The organism is Pseudoalteromonas sp. 2CM39R, assembly GCF_023161845.1.
Map to the genome: position 1 here is coordinate 245,392 of NZ_JALNTM010000001.1, position 22,036 is coordinate 267,427.

Here is a 22,036-nt window from a genome sequence, read left to right on the forward strand (position 1 = left end):
TAACTAAGCTCAAAAGCATTGAATTGCGGCGCTTGAAAACACATGATAATTAAAAATTTATTCAATTTCTAATGGATACTAAATAATGAAAAAAATAATGGGACTTAGTGCAATCGCTTTTGCAGTGTTAGCTGGTTGTTCTTCTACTTCTACTACAACGCCTCCTGCTGCTAATACTAACCTTATTCCTGATTCGTTAGTTATCAGCCCAAACGACACCCGTGAGTACAAAACATTAAAACTCGATAACGAAATTGATGTAATTTTAATTTCAGACCCAAGTGCAGAAAAATCTGCAGCTGCATTGAGTGTTGGTGTAGGTTTATTGCACGACCCTATGTCGCAACAAGGCATGGCGCACTACCTAGAGCATATGCTGTTCCTTGGTACCGATCGTTACCCAGACACTAAAGGTTACAGTGATTTTATGACCAAAAATGGTGGTGCACATAATGCCTACACCTGGTTAGATATCACAAACTACATGTTTAAAGTGAACAATGATGCCTACGACGAAGCACTTGACCGCTTTGCCGATTTCTTTAAATCACCAAAGCTTTACCCTGAATACACAGACAAAGAAAAAAATGCGGTAAACGCAGAGTGGTCAATGCGCCGTGAAATGGACTTTTTTGGCCAATTTAAACTTGCCCGCAAGATGATGGGCTCACACCCTGCAAACCGCTTCTTAATTGGTAACCTTGAAACATTAGGGGATAAAGAAGGCAGCAATCTGCATAAAGAAACTGTCGCTTTTTATAACAAGTACTATTCATCGAACATTATGAAAGTGGCGATGATCTCAAATCGTCCACTGGCTGAAATGGAAGCAAAAGCTAAACAGTATTTTGCTGATATTGAAAATAAAAAAATCGAAAAACCAACGGTGACTGATCAGTTAGACTTTTCTGTTGCTGGCGGAAAGCGTGTTTACTACTCACCGAATGAAGATGTAAAGCAGCTGCAGTTAGAGTTCACAATTGCTGATAACAGTTCACAGTTTGCGGTTAAACCAAATCGTTTTGTTTCATACCTTTTAAGTAACGAAATGCAAGGCAGTCCTGCGCAAATCTTACGCGATAAAGGCTGGGTGTCACGTTTATCTGCTTCTGATGCACCAACACAATATGGTAACTACGGCAGCTTAACGGTTAATATTGAATTGACGGATGCTGGCATGCAAAACCGCGAAGAAATTGTCGCTATGGTTATGCAGTACATTGCGCTTATTAAAGAGCAGGGTGTTGATAGCAAATACTTTAATGAAATTCGTACATCGCTGACCAATGAATTTCAATTCCTCGAAAAAGGTGATGAGTTTGGTTATGTAAGTAACTTAACTGATAGCATGCAAAAGTTCCCGGTGAACAACGCAATTAATGCACCTTATTATTATGCCAAGTTTGATGCAGATGCAGTGCAAAATGTACTTTCGCAACTTAACGAAGATACGCTGCGTATTTGGTATATTTCAAAACAAGAAGAAACAGATTCACAGTTACACTTTTACGATGGTAAATACCGTATAGAAGACATCAGCGAAGCAGAAGTTGCAAGTTGGAGTAAACCGAGCGAATACGCTTTAGCATTGCCAACAGTTAACCGCTTATTACCTGAAAGCTTTGCAATTAAAACGGCTGAGTTTAAACAACAAGCACACCCTGAACTAGTATTTGATAAGCAGGGTGTTAAAGTTTGGCGCCAAGCAAGTCAGCAGTTTACTGAGCAACCTAAAGGTCTTGTTGAAGTATATATTAATACACCGGATGCCCTTGTGAATGTAAAATCACAAGTTCTTTACTCAATTTGGGCTGATCTTTATAACCTACAACAAAGTAAATTAAGCACAGAAGCCGCTGTTGCAGGTATGAGTTTAGGGCTTCAGCCAAGTAACGGCCTTGTGTTATCTCTAAGTGGTTTTACTGATAAACAAGATGTACTTTTAGCTCAGGCGCTTGAAAATCTAACGTTAGATGTGTCTGAAGAAGGTTTTGCCCAAGCTATCGATCGTTTTAAGCGTGATTTATTAAATCAGCAAAAGCAGTTCCCGTTCTATCAAGCATTCGGTGAGTACTCAAAGCTTACTCGTAGTGGTAAATTTGATACCGAAACTTTGATTGCTGCGGCAGATGCACTAACCCTTGCAGATTTCGCGGCTATTAAGCAATCAACTCTTGCTGCAAATGATTTACGCGTGTTTACGTTTGGTAATTATAACCAAAACGATGTTGAGTCTATTGCGAGTAAGTTAACCGCTATTTTACCTAAAGGTCATAAAGCGACGGACTTTGCCAGAAGCAAAGCTTGGCTACCTCAGCCTGGTGAGCGCATTGTACTGCAAAAAGATATTGATGTAGCTGATGTTGCAATCATTGATATGGTTGTACACCCAACCCCAGGTTATAAGCAAAAAGCACAGGCACAAATTTTACAAAGCCACTTTAGAACCGTAGCCTTTGATAAATTACGTACAGAAGAGCAGTTAGCTTATGCGGTTGGTGCGCTAGCGCGTCCTATCGAAGACTACTCTGCATTAGGTCTTTATATTCAAACACCGGTTAAAGGCCCTAAAGAAATGCAAGCGCGTTTTGATGAGTTCAAAAAGCAATACGCTGTTGAGCTTGATAACATGACAGAAGAAACATTTGCACAACTTAAAAATGCAACGCTTGTGTCTTTAAAAGAGCAACCTAAGAATTTAAGTGACGAAATGTCGCCTCTTATTTCTGATTGGTACCGTGAAAACTTCAACTTCGACTCTAAAGAAAAGCTTATCGCTGAAGTTGAAAAAGTAACATTGGCTGATCTGAAAGATTACTACAAGAAAACTATGCTCAATAGTGAAGCTGCGCGTTTAAATATTCAAATGCGTGGTAGTAAGTTTGCAGATAAACCATTTGCTGATCTGAAAAACCAAACAAAAGTTGAAAACTTAGAGACTTATTACAAAGGCATTAAATTCCAAAAGTAAGTTAATAGTTGATAAACAAAAGCCCAAGCAATTGTTTGGGCTTTTCTTTTTTCGAAAAGCAAACTTAGAAAAAATAACCCTGAGTATTAATTTAGCCAATAACAATTTTTATTGGGGTGATAATTACTTTACACTCATCAATAACGTCACTTTTTATTAATTAAGTAAAGGGATTATGGCATTTTCAGATACTTATAGACTCAGTAGCCATGCGGTTATCACCAATAACCAAGGTCAGGTGTTATTACTAAAAGCTGATTACGGTCAAAAAAGTTGGGGGCTACCTGGCGGATCTTTAGATAAAGGTGAAACAATTCACCAAGCGTTGCTTCGTGAATGCCAAGAAGAGCTTAACTGTGATGTAGATATCGCTTATTTAAGTGGCGTTTATTATCACACAGCATTTAACTCTCATGCGTTTATTTTTCGTGCTTATATAGCTGAGGACGCTGAGATAATGTTGAGTAATGAGCACACTGAGTATAGCTATTTCGATATTGACGAGTTATCTAAAGTACAAAAAGAGCGTGTTCTTGATTGCCTTAATTTTACCAATGATGTCGTTAGTAAGGTGTTTTAATAAATGTTAGATATATACTTACGTGCCGGGCAGCCTGATGATGCGACTTTTATCGTTGAGCTTTTAAACCAAGCAACATTTTTAGAGCACATAGGTAATAAAAATATTAATACGCCAGTACAAGCAGAGCATTATATTCAACAAACATTTATAAAAAGCCACCAGCAATTTGGCTTTGGCAGTTATATTGTTTGTTTAGCTGATGATACACCCGTTGGGATGGTGGGGCTCTTTCAGCGCGATGCGCTAGCTATCCCTGATTTAGGATTTGCCTTGTTAGCTAAGTATGAAGGTAAGGGGATCATTACATCTGCTGCTCGGTTATTGATGGCTAAAAAGTACGTATTAGAACTCGGTGTACTTGCTGCAATAACCTCGCAAACAAATATTGGTTCGCAAAAGGTGTTACAGAAACTTGGCTTTGAGTTTATAGGTGATGTCATCATTAATGATGACAATCACCCTCTAAAACTCTTATTAAAGAGCTAGCTTTGATACTTCGTTTGCAACCTGTTTGTTGACCTTCAACCATGTTGACTCAAGTGTTGCAACAAGCCCTTCGTAATCACTGTCTTGTAATGGTGTAAGTTCATTAAAGTAATTGACCGCCTTTAACTTTCGGCCAGATTCAGGGTTTGTAAAGTACAAGCGCCAAAGCCCTGCAATGTTGGCATTGCCTTTCTCATCGCCGTTAAAGTGGTGTAGCTCATACTCTAATTCATAAAAGCTTTGCTGATCTAAATCGGTTATCACCGGTAAGCCCTTTATTACCATCCAATTATCAAGCTCAGTGTAAAGCTGTTGATGTGCACTGGCGGTTAACATTAAATCGGGTGATTCGCTCCATAAATGGTAGTTAGCGGCATTGACTCGGTTGTTGTCGAGTACCATAGCAATACCGCGATTATTAAGCGCACCACGTAACTGTACGGTGTTAATTCTGAGCTGAGCTTGCGTATTATCAGCTAAGCGCTGCATTGCAAGAATTGGCTGCGAAAATTGATAATACTCAATGGTCGAGAACGAAGTTTGACTGCAGGCCGCAAGTAACAGCACTGATGCAACTGAAGCACAGAGTTTATAGTTCATTATTGTTTCCTAGGCGTTGGGTCTGCTGGTAGCTCTTTATCAAAGATCAACATATTAGGTTGCTGGTTTAAACCTCGCGTGAGTGGCTGTAGCTCTTCACTTAAACGTTTAAATTCAGATAAAGTCGTTTGTAACTGCTGGTGGAATGTTGAACCTTGCTCGTAACTTGCCATGGTTTTTTCAAATTGTTTCATGGTTTTATCGAACTGTTGCATGCTCTTAGTCATTTCTGCAAAGTTGCGATTAATATCACCCGGTAAGTCTTGCGTATCTTGCTTATTTAGTAGCTCTCTCATGTCATGAGCAAGTGCTTGGTACTCGGCAAAGGTGGTCTGCATTTGTGCCAAGCTATCTTCAATTTTAAGGTTATTTACTTTATTTAGCACATCAGAGACTTGGTCGGCTATGACTGTAATACCGCTTGATACACTCGGGAATACAGTGTACTCGGCTATTGTCTTTAATTCGGCAGGCTCTGCATTATCGTAAATATCTAAGTCAACATACACCGCACCAGTGAGTAAGTTACCTGGTTTTAAAGAGGCTCGAAGACCATTTTTGATCCAGCCATCTAAACTCGAATGCCAAAACTCTCGTGCTGCTGTACTGTCGTGATACAGGCGCCCATACTCAATTTTTATCAGGGCAGGTACTGCGGTGTTATCGGTTCTAAAGTGTGCAGGCTTACCATCTATAATAACACTTGCAGGTGCTTCAACTACACTACCGATACGCATACCTCGGTATTCGACAGGAGCGCCAGCGCGTAAGCCGCGAATTGATTGTTCAAAGTCAATTAAGTAATAGTCAAAATCATAAAAGCGTTCTTCAAGTGCGGCTTTGTAACTATTACTTAATGAAAAGCTATGGCCGTTACTGGCAACTTCACCGGGCGCTTGTTGCTCAGGAATGCCAACAGAAATACCGCCTTTGAGCAATTTACTTAATGACCCTGTATTAACATTAATACCATCTGCAGAAAGATCTATTTCGATGCCTGAGTTTACCCAAAATATAGAATTTAAAGTGATTAAGTTTTGATAAGGTTCATTGATAAAAATGCCATATTTCATCGCTTGATTCTTCCAATCAAAGGTGGCGGTTTCTATCTGGCCAATTTTGTAATCTTTAAAGTAAATACCGGTGCTCACATCAAGCACTTCTGCGTTATAACTTAACAGCGTAAAACGCCCACCTTTTACATCCTTACCAATTAAAGCTGGTTCATCTTGTAGCTCAAATCTCTCGGCCAGCTTTTTACTTTCACCCGGTGCAAATTCTAAATACACACCTGAGAGTAGGGTACTCATGCCGCTTATGCCAGTATCGTCAATTCGTGGTTTAACAACCCAAATTTTCGAATCATCTGTCAGTAAATCATCATAATGTTTATCGATTTGCGCACGCGCAATGACGCTATTTTGTTTATCTGATAAACGAACATGGTCGATTTGGCCAATCTTCACGCTACGTACTTTTATTTCTGTTTTACCAGCTACAATGCCTTCTGCATGAGGCATTTTGATGAAGATGGTAGTGCCTTTATTTGCTTGATACTGGTACAACATCCATGCGCCAATTAATAAAGCAATAACTGGAATGATCCAGATTGCAGATATATTTGGCGCTGTTTTTATTTTAGCGGTTTCGCTCATGCCAAGGTCTCTTGTTTCGCAGTACTTAAGTTATCTGGGTTGTCCCACAATAAACGTGGGTCAAACGCATGGGCTGCCAACATTTGGCAAATAACCATGGTCGTGAAAAATATTGTGCCGATGCCAGGTGTAACAGACATTAGGTTTCCTAGTTGTACTAAGGCTACTAGAATCGCTACTACAAATACATCTATCATTGACCATTTGCCAATAAATTCAGTTAATTGGTAGATACGTGTGTAGCTTTTAGTTTGCTTGTTTGCTGGCCTCATTACCATAAAGCATAAAAAACTTAATATTAGCGCTTTGGCAAGAGGCACAACCACACTGGCTAAAAAAATGATCATTGCGATTGGGTATGAACCACTATTCCATAAAATCATTACGCCACCAATAATAGTTGATGGAGTTTCATCGCCAAGGCTTGTGGTGTACATAATAGGATAGACATTGGCTGGAATATAACAGGCCACTGAGGTTAATAACCACGCTGCGGCTTTTTGCACACTAAAAGGATTACGACTGTAAGTTTTAGAGTCGCAGCGTGAACAGATTTCGGTCGCACACAATTGTCCACAAACATGGCACGCTCTTAACCCTTGATCAATAGCACGTGTGTTAGGCTGTGTTTGCTCTATGTATTCAGGTTCTTTTAATTGTTGCCATAAGGTGTGCTTATTTAATTTTGCTGTGGCTGCCACATAACAAATAACAAATGCGCTATAAGCCCAAAAGCTTACACCAAATTCAATGTCGGCCATTGACATGATTTTAACCATACTGACCATTACGCCAATTAAAAAAATCTCAGACATGATCCAAGGTTCTAACGCAAAGGTGGTTTTTAGCAGTCTTTTTCCCCATTGATACGGTAACGCTTTTAATAAGCCTAAATGCAAAGGGATTATGAGTACTAATAAAAGTAGGGGCAGACCAATAATACTGGTGTCGATGAACAAACCTAAAAAGTCGTTGTCGTAATTAAATAGAATACGAGCGGCATCGGGTAAGGTGATTGTTTGAGTAATACCACTACTGGTAAAAGACAGAAATGGGTAAAACATACTACTCAGTAGCATAACAATAGCACTTAAGCTTAGTGCGACCACCATACTATCTTGGTTAGCTTGCGATGCCGAAAGCTTTGTATTGCAATGAGGGCATATTGCCACTTGTTTTGCACTTAAGTGTGGGATCTCAATGACAAGATCGCAGCTAGGACAGGCTGTTTGCAAACTTAGGGTCTCTTAAACAAGAACTTAGTTAAGTTTGTATCAAATAGTGTATAAATTCAAATGCGCCTTTGTTTAATATAAGCTAATATTTGTACAAAGCGATTACGCTTTTTAATACATTTAATTCTTTAAGGTGAGCAGTGAAGCAATTATTTATCCTTTTAATGTTGTTTGTTAGTGTTAAAGGTGAGTGTTTATCTGAGCCAAATACGCAAAAACCCATTATTGTTGCTGCGAGCGCCTCCTTACCTCCTTATGTTTTTCAAGACACTAACAGCGGCATTCAACTTGAAATATTGAAAGCTGCTTTTAAGTCGCAAGGCATTTCTAATATCAGTATTCATTACATGTCAAATAAGCGTGCTGAGCAGCAACTTATGCAGGGCAAGGTTGATATTGCGCTGAACTTTCCACCTGTACTTACTTCACATGTATATAAGAGCGATGAACTTCTTCGCTATCAAAATGTGGCGGTTAGCCTTGCTGATAAAGATCTTAAGATTAATAGTATCTACGATTTAGCAGGTAAAAGCGTGCTTGCCTTTCAAAATGCGACTAATTTCATTGAAGCACCTTTTAAATCGGTTACTAACATTTTGCGTTCTTACGAAGAAGTGGTTAACCAAGAAGCGCAAGTTGATCACCTTATGAAAGGCTGGGTCGATGTAATTATCCTAGAGCGCCGAGTGTTTTTATATTATCTAGAAAAATACAAACAAAGCGCTGAGGTTAAACCTTTTATTGTGCATGCAATTTTTAAAGAAGCACCAAGACCTGCGTTTTTTTACAGTAAAACCTTAAAAAACACCTTTAATTTGGGTCTTGGTGAGATCATTGAGTCAGGCCAGTACCAAGCAATTATTCGCCTTGATGGTACTGAGTACGCGCAACTTTCAGAGCCTGAGTTACGCGAATAACGCGACGGTTTGGCGGCTCAGTGCAATTAGTTTTCCGCTTTCACTCCAAATACAACCATCTTCTAGTCCATAGCCATCCTTACTATGGTGTGTAACCGCTTCGTAGCCAATCCAAGCATCATGTGCAATTTTAGGCTCTTCAACAAATTCTATGTACCACGACATGCTACTTGCTGGTGCAGGTTGCTTATACATTTGTAATAAGGTTGGTGGCCATGCATCTGTTAGGGCGATGATATGGGCTTCAGTCATTTGCTCTGGCACATGTTTGAATTTCATCCAGCCACCTAAATGTGAGGTATCTGCTCCAGAGAAAGGCATATTGCCGTCTTGTAAACACAATGCCACATGCTGGAAAAATGCCGGCATGACGCCTTCCTTGTAAGGTAGAGTGAAACGCTCATCAACCGGTTTTAGCTGCATGGTCTTAGTGACATCTACACGAACATTGGACTGACGTTCAGCCCCAAAACAGGCTTGTGTAATAACACAAACATCGCCATTTTGAATCACTTTTGCTAGTACCTGCGCACTGTTTTTGCCTTCACGTAAGACTTCAACGTCGATTGAAAAGTCGCAATCAGCGATTAACGGACCAACAAAGTTAGTGCTTAAAGATAATAAGCGGCGAGAACTATCGATATGCTGACGTATAGCTTGATATAATAAAGCTGCAGATAATCCACCAAACGCTGTGCGACCTTGGCACCAGTTTTCTGGAAACTGCATTACTTTTGTTTTGTCTTTGCCTAGTTCAGCTGCCATGGCGAGTAATTGTTCAAAATGCATAATTTTCCTTAACATTTATTGTTATGGTGTTTGTTATAGCATAGCTAAAGTCATCAGACCAGTTTGTTTATCCTGCAAGTAGGCTGAGAAAACAGCGCTTTTTGTGGAAAAAACGCCCATTTCGAAAATATTTCAAAAAAAAGTAAATTTTTTTCATTTTTACAGTTGAATTCAGTTTCCTGCACCCCTATCTACTAGTCATCGAACGTTTTAACGAATTTTGAAGTTGGAGAAGATTCATGGGTAGAATTATTGGAATCGATTTAGGTACTACTAACTCTTGTGTAGCAGTACTAGACGGTGATAAAGCACGCGTTATCGAAAACGCGGAAGGCGATCGCACAACACCATCGATCATTGCATATACGCAAGACGGTGAAACACTAGTTGGTCAACCTGCAAAACGCCAAGCAGTAACTAACCCAACTAACACATTATTTGCAATCAAGCGTCTAATTGGTCGTCGTTTTGAAGACGAAGAAGTACAACGCGATATCGGTATTATGCCTTTTAGCATTGTAAAAGCTGATAACGGTGACGCATGGGTTGAAGCACGTGGTGAAAAACGCGCTGCTCCTCAAATTTCAGCAGAAGTGCTGAAAAAAATGAAGAAAACAGCAGAAGACTTCCTAGGTGAAGCGGTTACTGAAGCAGTAATCACAGTACCTGCATACTTCAATGATTCACAACGTCAAGCAACTAAAGATGCTGGTCGTATTGCTGGTCTTGAAGTTAAACGTATCATCAATGAGCCAACTGCCGCTGCACTTGCATACGGCATGGACAAAAATAAAGGTGAAAACGTTGTTGCAGTATATGACTTAGGTGGTGGTACTTTCGATATCTCTATCATCGAGATTGATGAAGTTGAAGGCGAGCACACGTTTGAAGTTCTAGCAACTAACGGTGACACTCACTTAGGTGGTGAAGACTTCGATAACCGCGTTATCAATTACTTAGTTGAAGAGTTTAAGAAAGATCAAGGTATCGACCTTAAAACTGATCCACTTGCAATGCAACGTGTTAAAGAAGCTGCTGAAAAAGCGAAGATTGAACTTTCTTCTGCACAACAAACAGAAGTTAACTTACCGTACGTGACTGCTGACGCAACTGGTCCTAAGCACATGAACGTTAAAGTTACTCGTGCAAAACTTGAGTCACTTGTTGAAGACTTAGTAACTAAGTCAATCGAGCCACTTAAGCGCGCACTAGCTGATGCTGACTTATCAGTAAGCGACGTAAATGACATCATCCTTGTTGGTGGTCAAACACGTATGCCTCTAGTACAAAAAACAGTTGCTGAGTTCTTTGGTAAAGAGCCTCGTAAAGATGTTAACCCAGATGAAGCAGTTGCAGTAGGTGCAGCGATTCAAGGTGGTGTACTAGCTGGTGACGTTAAAGACGTACTATTACTTGACGTATCTCCGTTATCACTAGGTATCGAGACTATGGGTCAAGTAATGACAGCACTAATCGAGAAAAACACGACGATTCCTACTAAGAAATCACAAGTTTTCTCAACAGCTGAAGATAACCAATCAGCGGTAACGATTCACGTACTACAAGGTGAGCGTAAGCGTGCAAGCGATAACAAATCACTAGGTCAATTTAACCTAGAAGGTATTCGCCCAGCACAACGCGGTACTCCACAAATCGAAGTAACATTCGACGTAGATGCGGACGGTATCTTACATGTATCTGCTAAAGATAAAGATACAGGTAAAGAGCAGAAGATCACAATCCAAGCTTCTTCAGGACTAAGCGATGATGAAGTAGAAAAAATGGTTCGTGATGCTGAAGCACACGCTGAAGAAGATAAGAAATTCGAAGAGCTAGTAGCGACTCGTAACCAAGCTGATGCAATGGTTCACGGTACACGTAAGCAAATCGAAGAAGCGGGTGATGCACTACCTGCAGAAGATAAAGAAGCAATCGAAGCTGCGCTTACAGAGCTAGAAGCGGCGATTAAAGGTGACAACAAAGAAGAGATTGAAGCGAAAACTCAAGCTCTTGCAGAAAAATCACAAAAGCTAATGGAAATTGCACAAGCTAAAGCACAGCAGCAACAAGGCGGTGCGGATGCAGGTGCTGAGCAATCTTCTGCAAAACAAGACGACGATGTTGTTGATGCAGAGTTCGAAGAAGTGAAAGACGACAAGTAATTGCTTGTTTCGCTTCTGCCTAACACATTAATGGCTGCTTTGTTTAGTCAATTAAGTTAGGATGAAATGATTGAGGCGCGCCAGCGATTTCGCTTGACGCGCCTTTTGCATGTATATAAACGGTAAATTGATAGGTTGCCAATCTTCTTAAATGGTTAAGACCATAATACGATTTGTATCAGCCGATTTACCTTATGCAGTGTAGCTGCAGTAAAAAGAGTAGTGTGATAGATATGTCAAAAAGCGATTATTATGAAGTTCTCGGCGTGAGCAAAGATGCTAGCGAACGAGACATAAAAAAAGCGTATAAGCGCTTAGCGATGAAATATCATCCAGACCGTACCGCAGGCGATAAAGACCTTGAGTCTAAATTCAAGGAAGTAAAAGATGCTTACGAAGTACTAACTGATCCACAAAAACGTCAAATGTATGATCAGTACGGTCACGCGGCCTTTGAACAAGGCGGTGGTGGTCATGGCGGTGGCTTCGGCGGCGGTCATGGTGATTTTGGTGATATTTTCGGTGATGTGTTTGGAGATATCTTTGGTGGTGGCGGTGGTCGTCGTCAATCACGTCAACAACGTGGTTCTGACTTACGTTACAACATGGACTTAAGCCTTGAAGAGGCTGTTCGTGGTAAAGATGTTGAAATTCAAGTTCCAACGTGGGTTAGCTGTAAGCCATGTGATGGTAGTGGTGCCAAAGCTGGTTCTAAACCAAAAACATGTACTACCTGTCATGGTGCAGGCCAAGTACAAATGCGCCAAGGTTTCTTCGCGGTTCAGCAAACGTGTCCTACGTGTCAGGGCACAGGTCAAATTATTTCAGATCCATGTGACAGCTGTCATGGTCAAGGTCGCGTAGAAAAAACTAAGACCTTATCTGTTAAGATCCCAGCGGGTGTTGATACAGGTGATCGTATTCGCTTATCAGGTGAAGGTGAAGCGGGCATGCATGGTGCGCCAGCTGGTGATTTATACGTTCAAGTGTCTGTACGTGAACACCCGATTTTCCAACGTGATGGTAATAACCTGTATTGTGAAGTGCCTATTGGCTTTACAACAGCAGCACTGGGCGGTGAAATTGAAGTTCCGACACTGGATGGCCGTGCAAAACTGAAGATCCCATCAGAAAGCCAAACGGGCAAGATGTTCCGTATGCGTGGTAAAGGCGTTAAGTCTGTACGTAGTGGCGCTCAAGGTGACTTGATCTGTAAAGTGGTTATAGAAACGCCGGTTAATCTTAATGATCGTCAACGTGAATTGCTTGAAGAACTTGAGCAAAGCATGGGTAAAGATGGCTCTAAAAACCGTCCAAAAGAAAAAGGTTTCTTTGACGGTGTGAAGAAGTTTTTCGATGACCTAACTAAGTAACTCTAGTTAAGTAACTTTAGTTAGAGAGTAAAAAAGGCGCTGATAAGCGCCTTTTTTTATACTTAAACTTTGAGTTTAATGATCTAGGAATAGGTAGTTTTGCCAACTTTTCATTCTGATCAATACTTTACGCATCACTGATACGTGCTCGAAGTGTTCTGAATAAACAGCGACTTCTGTGCTTGTTCCCTGTGGTAGGTGATATTCACTCATGTCGTCTGTGATTTTTAAAGTAACAATAGCGCGGCCTTGGCGAGCAAAAAACTCAGTGCCCATCAGTGTGCCTTGTGCTTGTACTTGTCCTTCACCAATAGCAGGTAATACATCGATTACTTCACCCGCAAAGGTTTTTCCAGGAATAGCTTTAAAGATAAAGTCTGCTTTGTAGCCTGGTTCGAGTCTTAATAGTGAATTTTGTCTAAATGCAGCGACGTAAACGGTATCTTCTTTGTGCACAAAGGTCATTACTGGGCGTAGTGGCATTGGTACTGCAATCATCCCAGGGCGCAATGTTAGTTGTGTAACATAGCCATCGGTAGGTGCATAAACGCTTGTGCTGTCTAAGTTAAATTGAGCTTGCTCTAAATTAGCGCGAGCTGCGGCAATTTTAGTTTGCTCACCGTTTATTTCTGACTCAAATGCAAGTTCTTGACGTAATTCTTCGGCCTGTGCGGCTTCGTAACTTGCCTTTGCTGCTAAGTAGACCCCTAATTTATTATCAACTTGGCCTTTTGAGTAAGCACCGCTTTTTGCGCCTTTTTCATAACGTTCGTATTCTTTCTTACTACGATCATATTCAGCTTTAGCCATTAGGGCACTGGCTTGTGCTGATTTATAGGCCGCTTCTAAACCGAGGACTGACTGTTTTGCATCTTGCAAAGCTGCAATAGCTTGATTTAGTTTGGCTCGGTATAAGGTATCGTCTAGGCGAAACAGTAAGTCTCCTTTTTTAACAGGCTGATTTGGCTTAACAGCAACTTCTTCAACGGTACCACGGACATTTGGCACAATAGGTGTTGTGACATAGGCACTGCTGGCCATATTTGAATGTGGGTGGTTATAGTTCATTAACAGGATCAAAGCGCCTATCAGTACCACACCACCAAGTACGGCGGTGGGTACTGTCCATTTATTAAGTGGGATTTTAAAAACTTTAAAGATACCAATGCACAATGCGGTATAAGTGAGTATTAATAACAAATCCATATTTTATTTCTCTTTATTATTCGATTGAGCATTTATTTGTGCTTGTAGTGCTGCCACTGTGGCTGTCAAGCTAGCTACTTTCTCTGCTAAGTCTTCCTGTTCCTTTTGGATCTGGTTAAAACCCCAACCGCGGTCATCACGCCATAATGTCGCCCAAACCCATAAAAATGGCCACAGCACGTGTAGGGTAAATAGGCTAACCCAGCCTGCATAATGGATGGCATCTTGATGAGGGTGATTACGTTTTTTGGCAATTTCGTAGGGAATATCGTGTATGGCAATAACACCATAAAATATTACTACTGTTACAAACACTAGCATGACCAGCGCAAAGTAGTCTAAAAACATGTACTTTCCTTTGTTTAACTTATAATCAATTTAATAATACGTGAAATTTCCCTAATTCCTAGTCGGTATTTTCAGATTTAGTTCAGCACAACGTAGTAGTCGGTATCAGCAAGACAACGGCATAAAGTCACATCCTCTGAAAATGTGGTGTTTTGTATTCGGCCTTTTTCTAAGCCAAGCGTATGGCATTTGCTTTGACAATCCATGTAGGCATTCCACGCGAGGTATTCGTTGCACACAAAATTCACTGCATACAATAGGGTGAGTATGATAAATAACTGTTTGGCTAGATAGAGCCCTGTGTGTCTAGACATGCTTGTTACCCTGCCCAGGATTCATTACTTTAGTGTAGTCGAATTAGGCCTATTTAGTGCGTTTTGTAGCGGTTTTTCTATTGCCTTATATTCCATGTTCACGGTATGTTTCATAAAGTGACTGCTAATTAATTAGTTATAGGAAAATCAATGACGCCGGCTATAAACTTACTGAAGAAGAAAGGTATTAGCTTTGATGTGCTCAGCTATCAGCATGAGCCTTCGCAACAACAGTTTGGCCTTGAAGCGGTTGAAAAGCTTAAGCTGCCCGCTGAACAAGTATTTAAAACCTTAGTACTTGAAGATGCTGACCAGCAGCTTTTGGTTGCTATTGTGCCAGTTAGCCAACAAGTTAACCTGAAAATGCTGGCAAAGGCGGCAAAGGTTAAAAAAGTACAGATGGCTCCACAACAAAAAGTCGAAAATACTACAGGTTATATTTTAGGTGGAGTAAGTCCGCTAGGTCAGAAAAAGCGCCTTAATACCTATGTGCATCAATCTGCAGATAGCTTTGACGTGATGTATGTTTCAGCTGGTAAGCGAGGCCTTGAGATTGCATTGGCCCCTAAGGATTTATGTAGTTTATTAAATGCTAAGCAGGCAGACTTTTAACAATGTATTTTTGGTAGGTTATGCCAGCGGGTTGTGTAATGAGGCGATAAGTACGCGCGTTTCATATGCCAACGGGTCGTTGGAGTTTCGCTGGCTATGGCAAGGGTACCCACGCCATAACGGGTGTTAATGTTGTCAAGACACTTCATCAGTTTAGGGTTATCGATAGGCGCTTGAAACAAATCAGGCTGCTGAAACATGTGGCTTGATAACTCAAGGGCACCTACACCACATTTATAAAATCGCACCCCAGGTTTATAGAGGTGCTCAAATACTTCGCTAATAGCATTGGCGAACACACAACTATCGGCGGTGGCGACACTAAACTCATAAATATAGGACTTTTTATAATAGCCATCTTGGTGAGGAGAGCTGGCCACAAACATTAATAAGCGTTGAGTGTGTGAGCCTTGCGCACGTAGTTTTCTTGCCACAATCACACAATGATTGATCAGTGCTGTTTTCAGCGCTGTGGCGTCAGTGATACGCTCCCCAAAGCTACGAGTCGAAAAAATCTCTTTTTTGTCTTGGCGTACTTCATCCCAGTCTAAACAGCTTTTACCACGTAACTCGTTCACTGTACGCTCTAAAACAATACTAAACAGGCGCTTTATTTTTCGTGGTTCTTGTTCGGCTAAATCAAAGGCCGTATTGATATTCATTGCTTTGAGTTTTTTAGCTAAGCGTCGACCAACGCCCCAAACATCTTGTACGTCCATGGCTTTTAAAATGGCTACCCGTGAAGTTTCTGAGTCAATCACTGCAACGCCATCAAAGCCGGGGAGTTTTTTCGCTGCATGATTGGCGGCTTTGGCTAGGGTTGCTGTTGGGCCAAATCCAACCCCAACAGGTAGCTTTGTTTCGCGCCATACGGTACGGCGAATATCATGGCCATAACGATGCCAATCGTGAATAAGTTTTTTGAAACCAGTAAAGTTTAAAAATGATTCATCAATAGAGTATATGTGCTGATTATCGCAAAAGCGGCCAATCACGTTCATCATCCGCTCGCTTAAATCCGCATACAGCTCATAGTTAGATGAGCGGATCACCACTTGGTTATCTTCGAGTATTTTCTTTACTTGAAAATAGGGCTGAAATTTTGGAATAGCCAGTTTTCGTGCAATAGGGCACACGGCACAAATACAGCCATCGTTGTTAGTGAGAACCACAACCGGTTTACTACGAATAGCCGGATCAAATACTTTTTCGGCGCTGGCATAAAAGGCCACCGCATCGACTAAGGCGTACATGCTAATAGCTCTTTACTACTGCGATGTAAGCGAATTGAGCGAGTGACCACGCCTTCTAATTGAAATTCATCAGATTGGCGTAGTTGCACTGCAGGGTATTTAGGTGAGGCTGATAATAACTGTGCATTGTGTTTATCTAATAGTTTACAAACAAATAAACCATTTAGATTCGCGACAATGACATCGCCATTTTTCACATCTTCGGCGCGATCAACCAGTAATAAGTCACCATCAAAAATCCCCACACCTTGCATTGATTCGCCAGAGGCAATACCAATAAATGTTGCATCAGGGTGTTTAATCAATAGCTGATCTAATGATAAGCCTAGCTCTTTGTATTGTGCTGCCGGTGATTCAAAACCACATACGCCAGCTTCGATATAAATAGGAATAACACGCATAACAAAACCACTATACTGTACGTTTGTACAGTATAGTGGTTTGTGGTTATCTTGCCAATAAGATCACGGGGTGTTGTGATTGATATTTTCGATCATGGTTGTGGCAATAGCGATAAAATCACGTACTTGCTGATCAGTTAAACCGTGGCAAAGTTTGGCATCAACCTCTTGCTCTGCAACTTCTAAACGCGAGAACAGGGCGTTACCTTGCTCAGTAAACGACAAAATTAAACAGCGTTTGTCATTTTCGTCTGCACATTTAGAGACTAGTTCAAGCTTTATAAGCTCTTTTACTAAGCGTGCTATTTGTGCTTTATCACGACCGGTTTTGGCAACAATATCATTGGCGGTACAGTGCTGTGTTTCGGCAATAATATGTAAACAGCGTACATGCAGTGCGTTAAGACCAAGCTCGTTGGCGTTAATGGCTTCTCGTACAGTGACACGGTAACTTTGTGCCAGTGTAAATAAAGCAGAAGAAAGAGAGGTTTGTGGCATGGTTCACCTAAGTTAAGCAAGTTTGCATTAGTTGACAAAGTCAATTAAAAGCGTATAGTTGACTATATCAACTATTGGGGCGTTGTGCAATTTAACCAGCTAGGAGACCAAGATGGCTAGAAAAGTTCGTCGTGCAAACGTTTTAAGTACTACACGTATTTCCCCGCATCTACAAAGAATTGTCGTTGGCTCAGACGAGTTTGCTGACTTCCCGCAAGATGCAAAAGGTGCGTACGTAAAGGTACTACTCCCGCATGCCGGTGAATCTAAGGTTGAACTTGATTTACACGCTGAGCATCCTGCATTAATGCGCTCTTACACTATTCGTGGTATTAACCCTGTTAACGGTGCAATTACCCTCGATTTTGTGGTTAACCAACATCAAGGCGTGGCAACCAACTGGGCACAAAATGCGTGTGTAGGCGACGAGGTAGGTATAGCAGGCCCAGGCCCTAAAAAACTCACTGATTTTACGCAAACACATTATTTAATGCTGGCAGATTTAACCTCTGTAAATGCAATCAATGGCTACTTACAAGCCCTGCCACAAGATGCCACTGTCGATGTCATTATTCATGTTGCTGATAAAGCCGACATCATTGAGCTTGAGCAAATTAAGGCACACAGCCAACATAGTGTTGAATGGTTAGTTACAGATGAGCCAGAAACAGATCTACTCGACCAAGTAACACGCTTATGCGCAGGTTATAACACGCAACCTATGGTGTTTATGGCATTAGAAGCAAACTTGGTGAAGGCAATTCGCCGTTTAATTACAAGCAGTTTTGAAATTGACCGTGAACACATTGTTGCATCGGCCTATTGGAAGCGTGGTATTGATGCCGATGGCCTAAAGGTGGAAAAACAGCAACAAAGCCGTGCCTAATTAGCATTTGAAAAATAGCCATTCGCTCTCATTAACTAATTATAAAGAGTTAAATTTTGGAGAGCGAATGTCAGACCTTAGCAACACACCTTTTTCATTGCTTGAATTGAGCCCAATGAAAGAGCACGAAACCGTTTCGCAAACACTAGCTAACAGTGTTACCTATGCACAAACAGCCGACAAACTGGGTTTTAATCGGTTTTGGATGGCAGAGCATCATAATATGCGCGGTATCGTGTGTGCCGCAACTTCAGTATTGATAGGTCACATCGCAGGTAAAACTCAGAATATCCGCGTAGGTGCAGGTGGGGTGATGTTACCTAACCATCCACCGCTGGTGGTTGCTGAGCAATTTGGCACCCTAGAGAGTTTATACCCCGGTCGCATTGATTTAGGTTTAGGCCGAGCACCAGGTAGTGACCCAATTACCAGCCGTGCTTTGCGCCGTGACGAACAACGCGCTGAGCATTTCAATGATGAAGTAACGGAGCTGCAAGCTTTACTTGGCCCATATAAAGGTGACTCTCCAGTACGCGCAATCCCAGGTGAAGACACTAATGTGCCAATCTGGTTACTGGGCTCAAGCCTTTATAGTGCTGGACTTGCGGCAAAAAAAGGCCTGCCATATGCATTTGCGGGTCATTTTGCGCCGCGCTTTGTTGAAGATGCCATTGCATTGTATCGCAGAGAGTTTCAACCATCAGAGGTATTAGATAAGCCATATGTCATGCTTGGCTTACCAGTTGTTGCAGCTGACACCGATGAGCAAGCACAGTTTTTAGCAACAACCGCAAAACAACGTATTTTAGCACTTATGCGCGGCAAGCCACTTTGGCTTAAAGAGCCTGTTGCAACAATGGAAGGCTTGTGGACAGCACAAGAAAAAATGCAAGTAGAAAACTTTTTAGGGCTTTCTGTTGTTGGCGGTCAAGCGAGCGTTAAGCATAAGCTGAGTATGATTAAACAAACGCTACAGGTTGATGAGTTTATTTTTACAAATGACCTGTATGAATTGAGTGACAGACAACATGCGCTGGAAATATTAGCAAGCATCATGGACTAATACGATATGGCAAATAGTGAATGCGTGTAATGAGTTTTTTATGCGCATTGCTTAAGCCCTGACACTCATTTATTAAACGGTTTTATAGATTAAATCAATTTATATAATCCGTTTTAAGGATTGAAATTAACTTTATACAATACATTTATTAACCATAACCCTAGGAAGGTGCACCGTGAAATCTCAAACAATTGCCGCAGTCGAACCACAAACAAAAACAGCATTAATCGCTGAGGGTGGTGGGCAACGAGGGATTTTTACCGCAGGTGTGCTCGATGCATGGTTAGAAAATAATTACGATCCATTCGATTTATTCATTGGCACATCGGCAGGCTCACAAAACTTAACAAGTTATTTAGCGCGTCAAAAGGGCTATGCAAAACGGTTGATCAGAGGTCTTTCTCGTCATAAACGTTTTTTCCAACTTGGCCGTGGGCTGTTTGGTAAAAGCATTGTCGACCTTGATTGGTATTTTGATAAAACCAAAGAAGTAAACCGTGCACTTGATTTTAAAACTGCAACACAAAGCTTAGGTAAACGCGAACTGTTGATCACAACCACTAACGCGGCTGACCGTAAACCGTATTATTTGAGCCCAAATGGTGAAGATACGCAGTGGTTGGCATTGTTAAAAGCATCAAGCGCATTACCCTTTTTATATAAAGACGGCGTTAATTTGACTCCTTGGTTAACAACCAAGGCAGCAAACGATGCCATTATTCAAAGCTCTAATACTGATTTAGTGCATGATATGTATTTAGATGGTGGCTTAGCTGCACCTTTACCTGTGAAAGAAGCTTATAACCGTGGTGCTCGTGATATTGTGGTTATTAGAACTGTTGATGAAAACTTTCAAGTACAATCTGAATGGGTAAATAAGTTAAAGTCACTAGTTTGCGTATCAGGTTATTGCCCTAAAACCATTGATTACTTGGTTCAACACGAACAAGCTTATCAAGAAGAACTCGATTTCATTGCCAACCCACCAAGTGATGCCCGTATCACACAAATTTTTGCAGGCAGTAAATTACGCAGTAAGCTACTGGGTAGCACAGATTCAGATCTGCGCTATGATCACAAATTAGGCTTAGCAGCAGGTCGTGCTTTTTTACAGCAGCAACTGCTAAATTAGTTGGGAGCAGGCTAAGTTAATTAATCCCATTGCCTACTTGAGATATTTGTAAATAGAGTTAAAGTGGTTAGCTATTCACTTTTTGTGATTTTTTATCTATAAGAATAATAAAGGCTTGCCATGTTTAACAGTGCTGTATCGACAATCAATGGTCTTCTTTGGGGAGAAGGCCAAATTCTTATCTATATTCTTCTGTTTGCTGGTATCTGGTTTTCGGTAAGGCTAAAAGCGATTCAATTGGTTAAGTTTCGCCATATGTTTAGCCTATTAAAGTCGAGTAGCAGCACCGATAAAAACTCAATCAGTTCGTTTCAAGCTTTATGTACAGGTCTTTCAGCACGTGTAGGTACTGGTAACCTTGCAGGGGTTGCCGTTGCAATTTCGTTAGGGGGCAGCGGGGCCATATTTTGGATGTGGGTGATTGCCATTTTGGGCATGGCCACTGGTTTTGCCGAAAGCGTACTTGGGCAAGTCTATAAAGTTAGGGATGCCAATGGCGAGTTTAGAGGCGGGCCTGCTTATTATATTCAGCAAGGCTTAGGCAGCAGAGCGCTTGCAGTGTGTTTTGCCTTTTGCTTGTTTCTTGGTTATGGCTTTACGTTTAGTGCCATGCAAACGAATACCATTACCGACGCCCTCAATTACGCATTTGAAATTCCAACTTTGTATTCAGGTATTGTGATCACTATACTGGCAGGCTCTATTATTTTAGGTGGCTTTAAAGCTATCGCTCGCTTTGCTGAACGCATTGTGCCAGTTATGGGCATTTTATTTGTACTCGCCGCCATCATTATTACTTTATTAAATATCGGTAAAGTGCCTGCGATGATTGAAGATATTTTACTTTCAGCCTTTGGCTTACAAGAGGCAGGCGCAGGGGCAATGGGCGCCGCAATTAAAAATGGTATTCAACGAGGGCTTTATTCGAATGAAGCCGGAGCGGGGAGTGTACCACATGCATCTGGCTGTGCATCACCAGTACCAAATCACCCAGTCACTCAAGGCTATATTCAAATGCTAGGGGTGTTTTTCGATACCATTGTACTGTGTAGTTGTACGGCAGTGATTATTTTATTGGCTGATATTGATATTAGCGGCGAAATGGAAGGGATCCGCTTAACTCAATCTGCGATGACAGCGCATATGGCTGCTGGTGGCATTTACTTTGTAGCAGCTGCAATTTGTTTATTCGCGTTTACTTCTGTGGTTGCAAACTATGCCTACGCAGAAAGTAACCTACATTTATTTAAACTAGATAATAAACTCGGCCGTGGAATTTACACCTGTCTATATTTATCAATGATGATTTGGGGTGCATCGGCCACCATTAAACAAGTGTGGGATCTTGCAGACATTGCTTTAGGTTTAATGACAGTGGTGAACGTTATCGCTATCATACGCTTAACGCCAACCATCTTATCTGTGACAAAAGACTACCATAGTCAACGTGAAGCAGGCCAAGAACCAAATTTTGATTCTGAAAAAGTGCAGGTTCAAGGTCAAACAGAGCAAGGGATTTGGCGCAAATAATCTAAAACAATAACGAGAAAAG

21 protein-coding genes are annotated in these 22,036 nt (G+C 41.2%); 11 read left to right on the forward strand and 10 right to left on the reverse strand.

What is annotated here, in order from left to right:
* The first annotated feature begins 85 nt into the window (after positions 1–85).
* The 3 genes from MTF66_RS01135 (at position 86) to MTF66_RS01145 (ending at position 4,040) form a co-directional block, all read left to right on the forward strand.
* On the forward strand, positions 86–2,971 hold the full coding sequence (locus MTF66_RS01135; RefSeq protein ID WP_248526043.1) for an insulinase family protein: 2,886 nt from the start codon (positions 86–88) through the stop codon (positions 2,969–2,971).
* A 175-nt stretch (positions 2,972–3,146) separates the two neighbouring features.
* Positions 3,147–3,551 carry an NUDIX hydrolase gene (locus MTF66_RS01140; protein ID WP_248526044.1) on the forward strand — a complete coding sequence of 135 codons (405 nt, stop codon included), beginning with the start codon at positions 3,147–3,149 and terminating at the stop codon, positions 3,549–3,551.
* A 3-nt stretch (positions 3,552–3,554) separates the two neighbouring features.
* Positions 3,555–4,040, forward strand: a complete 486-nt coding sequence (locus MTF66_RS01145; protein WP_248526045.1) for a GNAT family N-acetyltransferase — start codon at positions 3,555–3,557, stop codon at positions 4,038–4,040.
* Here MTF66_RS01145 and MTF66_RS01150 read toward each other — a convergent pair.
* From MTF66_RS01150 to MTF66_RS01160, 3 genes are read right to left on the reverse strand one after another with little or no spacing between them, the layout of a single operon-like run.
* A complete protein-coding gene (locus tag MTF66_RS01150; RefSeq protein WP_248526046.1) occupies positions 4,029–4,640 on the reverse strand; it encodes a membrane integrity-associated transporter subunit PqiC in 612 nt (203 codons plus the stop codon). The two genes, MTF66_RS01145 and MTF66_RS01150, sit on opposite strands and share 12 nt — an antisense overlap.
* Positions 4,640–6,295 carry an intermembrane transport protein PqiB gene (pqiB, locus tag MTF66_RS01155; protein WP_248526047.1) on the reverse strand — a complete coding sequence of 552 codons (1,656 nt, stop codon included), beginning with the start codon at positions 6,293–6,295 and terminating at the stop codon, positions 4,640–4,642. The genes MTF66_RS01150 and pqiB overlap by 1 nt, the downstream gene beginning before the upstream one ends.
* Positions 6,292–7,530, reverse strand: a complete 1,239-nt coding sequence (locus MTF66_RS01160) for a PqiA/YebS family transporter subunit (RefSeq protein WP_248526048.1) — start codon at positions 7,528–7,530, stop codon at positions 6,292–6,294. Before MTF66_RS01160 ends, pqiB begins: the two co-directional genes overlap by 4 nt.
* Before the next feature lie 140 nt (positions 7,531–7,670).
* Here MTF66_RS01160 and MTF66_RS01165 point away from each other — a divergent pair, with 140 nt between their 5' ends.
* The gene (locus MTF66_RS01165) at positions 7,671–8,447 is read left to right on the forward strand and encodes an ABC transporter substrate-binding protein (RefSeq protein ID WP_248526049.1); all 777 of its coding nucleotides are present in this window, start codon (positions 7,671–7,673) and stop codon (positions 8,445–8,447) included.
* On the opposite strand, the gene MTF66_RS01170 is transcribed toward MTF66_RS01165, so the two are convergent.
* Positions 8,436–9,236, reverse strand: coding sequence for a thioesterase family protein (locus MTF66_RS01170; RefSeq protein WP_248526050.1), 801 nt, complete (start codon positions 9,234–9,236; stop codon positions 8,436–8,438). The two genes, MTF66_RS01165 and MTF66_RS01170, sit on opposite strands and share 12 nt — an antisense overlap.
* A 239-nt stretch (positions 9,237–9,475) precedes the next feature.
* On the opposite strand from MTF66_RS01170, the gene dnaK reads away from it, so the two are divergent.
* Together dnaK and dnaJ are read left to right on the forward strand one after the other, a co-directional pair.
* Positions 9,476–11,398: a molecular chaperone DnaK gene (gene dnaK, locus MTF66_RS01175; RefSeq protein WP_058584325.1), complete on the forward strand. Its 1,923-nt coding sequence runs from the start codon at positions 9,476–9,478 to the stop codon at positions 11,396–11,398.
* Positions 11,399–11,631: 233 nt separating this feature from the next.
* Positions 11,632–12,771 (forward strand): molecular chaperone DnaJ, encoded by a 1,140-nt coding sequence (gene dnaJ, locus MTF66_RS01180; protein ID WP_248526051.1) that lies wholly within the window; start codon positions 11,632–11,634, stop codon positions 12,769–12,771.
* A gap of 75 nt (positions 12,772–12,846) precedes the next feature.
* On the opposite strand, the gene MTF66_RS01185 is transcribed toward dnaJ, so the two are convergent.
* From MTF66_RS01185 to MTF66_RS01195, 3 genes are all read right to left on the reverse strand, one after another.
* Positions 12,847–13,977: an HlyD family secretion protein gene (locus MTF66_RS01185; RefSeq protein WP_248526052.1), complete on the reverse strand. Its 1,131-nt coding sequence runs from the start codon at positions 13,975–13,977 to the stop codon at positions 12,847–12,849.
* A gap of 3 nt (positions 13,978–13,980) precedes the next feature.
* The gene (locus MTF66_RS01190) at positions 13,981–14,325 is read right to left on the reverse strand and encodes a DUF3302 domain-containing protein (RefSeq protein ID WP_054552213.1); all 345 of its coding nucleotides are present in this window, start codon (positions 14,323–14,325) and stop codon (positions 13,981–13,983) included.
* Between the two features lie 77 nt (positions 14,326–14,402).
* Positions 14,403–14,639: a hypothetical protein gene (locus MTF66_RS01195; RefSeq protein WP_130167504.1), complete on the reverse strand. Its 237-nt coding sequence runs from the start codon at positions 14,637–14,639 to the stop codon at positions 14,403–14,405.
* Between the two features lie 150 nt (positions 14,640–14,789).
* Here MTF66_RS01195 and ybaK point away from each other — a divergent pair, with 150 nt between their 5' ends.
* Positions 14,790–15,251, forward strand: coding sequence for a Cys-tRNA(Pro) deacylase (ybaK, locus tag MTF66_RS01200; RefSeq protein ID WP_248526053.1), 462 nt, complete (start codon positions 14,790–14,792; stop codon positions 15,249–15,251).
* Here the strand turns inward: ybaK and MTF66_RS01205 are convergent.
* The 3 genes from MTF66_RS01205 to MTF66_RS01215 form a co-directional block, all read right to left on the reverse strand.
* Positions 15,248–16,504 carry a Y-family DNA polymerase gene (locus MTF66_RS01205; protein WP_248526054.1) on the reverse strand — a complete coding sequence of 419 codons (1,257 nt, stop codon included), beginning with the start codon at positions 16,502–16,504 and terminating at the stop codon, positions 15,248–15,250. The genes ybaK and MTF66_RS01205 overlap by 4 nt on opposite strands.
* Positions 16,492–16,905, reverse strand: coding sequence for a LexA family transcriptional regulator (locus MTF66_RS01210; RefSeq protein WP_054552219.1), 414 nt, complete (start codon positions 16,903–16,905; stop codon positions 16,492–16,494). Before MTF66_RS01210 ends, MTF66_RS01205 begins: the two co-directional genes overlap by 13 nt.
* Before the next feature lie 63 nt (positions 16,906–16,968).
* Complete coding sequence (locus MTF66_RS01215; RefSeq protein ID WP_175079961.1) at positions 16,969–17,403, reverse strand: MarR family winged helix-turn-helix transcriptional regulator; 435 nt, start codon at positions 17,401–17,403, stop codon at positions 16,969–16,971.
* A 112-nt stretch (positions 17,404–17,515) separates the two neighbouring features.
* Between MTF66_RS01215 and MTF66_RS01220 the strand changes: the two genes are divergently transcribed.
* The 4 genes from MTF66_RS01220 to MTF66_RS01235 all read left to right on the forward strand — a co-directional run bounded on the left by MTF66_RS01220 (position 17,516) and on the right by MTF66_RS01235 (position 22,014).
* Positions 17,516–18,289, forward strand: coding sequence for a siderophore-interacting protein (locus tag MTF66_RS01220; RefSeq protein ID WP_248526055.1), 774 nt, complete (start codon positions 17,516–17,518; stop codon positions 18,287–18,289).
* A 67-nt stretch (positions 18,290–18,356) separates the two neighbouring features.
* Positions 18,357–19,352, forward strand: coding sequence for an LLM class flavin-dependent oxidoreductase (locus MTF66_RS01225; protein WP_248526056.1), 996 nt, complete (start codon positions 18,357–18,359; stop codon positions 19,350–19,352).
* A gap of 175 nt (positions 19,353–19,527) precedes the next feature.
* On the forward strand, positions 19,528–20,484 hold the full coding sequence (locus MTF66_RS01230) for a patatin family protein (RefSeq protein ID WP_248526057.1): 957 nt from the start codon (positions 19,528–19,530) through the stop codon (positions 20,482–20,484).
* A gap of 120 nt (positions 20,485–20,604) precedes the next feature.
* On the forward strand, positions 20,605–22,014 hold the full coding sequence (locus MTF66_RS01235) for a sodium:alanine symporter family protein (protein ID WP_248526058.1): 1,410 nt from the start codon (positions 20,605–20,607) through the stop codon (positions 22,012–22,014).
* The last annotated feature ends 22 nt before the right edge of the window (positions 22,015–22,036 follow it).

Bases quoted from the DNA above. Each gene is read 5' to 3' on its own strand.
- MTF66_RS01135 (WP_248526043.1), top strand. From the start codon at position 86: ATGAAAAAAATAATGGGACTTAGTGCAATCGCTTTTGCAGTGTTAGCT.
- MTF66_RS01140 (WP_248526044.1), top strand. From the start codon at position 3,147: ATGGCATTTTCAGATACTTATAGACTCAGTAGCCATGCGGTTATCACC.
- MTF66_RS01145 (WP_248526045.1), top strand. From the start codon at position 3,555: ATGTTAGATATATACTTACGTGCCGGGCAGCCTGATGATGCGACTTTT.
- MTF66_RS01150 (WP_248526046.1), bottom strand. From the start codon at position 4,640: ATGAACTATAAACTCTGTGCTTCAGTTGCATCAGTGCTGTTACTTGCG.
- pqiB (WP_248526047.1), bottom strand. From the start codon at position 6,295: ATGAGCGAAACCGCTAAAATAAAAACAGCGCCAAATATATCTGCAATC.
- MTF66_RS01170 (WP_248526050.1), bottom strand. From the start codon at position 9,236: ATGCATTTTGAACAATTACTCGCCATGGCAGCTGAACTAGGCAAAGAC.
- dnaK (WP_058584325.1), top strand. From the start codon at position 9,476: ATGGGTAGAATTATTGGAATCGATTTAGGTACTACTAACTCTTGTGTA.
- dnaJ (WP_248526051.1), top strand. From the start codon at position 11,632: ATGTCAAAAAGCGATTATTATGAAGTTCTCGGCGTGAGCAAAGATGCT.
- MTF66_RS01185 (WP_248526052.1), bottom strand. From the start codon at position 13,977: ATGGATTTGTTATTAATACTCACTTATACCGCATTGTGCATTGGTATC.
- MTF66_RS01190 (WP_054552213.1), bottom strand. From the start codon at position 14,325: ATGTTTTTAGACTACTTTGCGCTGGTCATGCTAGTGTTTGTAACAGTA.
- MTF66_RS01195 (WP_130167504.1), bottom strand. From the start codon at position 14,639: ATGTCTAGACACACAGGGCTCTATCTAGCCAAACAGTTATTTATCATA.
- ybaK (WP_248526053.1), top strand. From the start codon at position 14,790: ATGACGCCGGCTATAAACTTACTGAAGAAGAAAGGTATTAGCTTTGAT.
- MTF66_RS01205 (WP_248526054.1), bottom strand. From the start codon at position 16,504: ATGTACGCCTTAGTCGATGCGGTGGCCTTTTATGCCAGCGCCGAAAAA.
- MTF66_RS01210 (WP_054552219.1), bottom strand. From the start codon at position 16,905: ATGCGTGTTATTCCTATTTATATCGAAGCTGGCGTATGTGGTTTTGAA.
- MTF66_RS01215 (WP_175079961.1), bottom strand. From the start codon at position 17,403: ATGCCACAAACCTCTCTTTCTTCTGCTTTATTTACACTGGCACAAAGT.
- MTF66_RS01220 (WP_248526055.1), top strand. From the start codon at position 17,516: ATGGCTAGAAAAGTTCGTCGTGCAAACGTTTTAAGTACTACACGTATT.
- MTF66_RS01225 (WP_248526056.1), top strand. From the start codon at position 18,357: ATGTCAGACCTTAGCAACACACCTTTTTCATTGCTTGAATTGAGCCCA.
- MTF66_RS01235 (WP_248526058.1), top strand. From the start codon at position 20,605: ATGTTTAACAGTGCTGTATCGACAATCAATGGTCTTCTTTGGGGAGAA.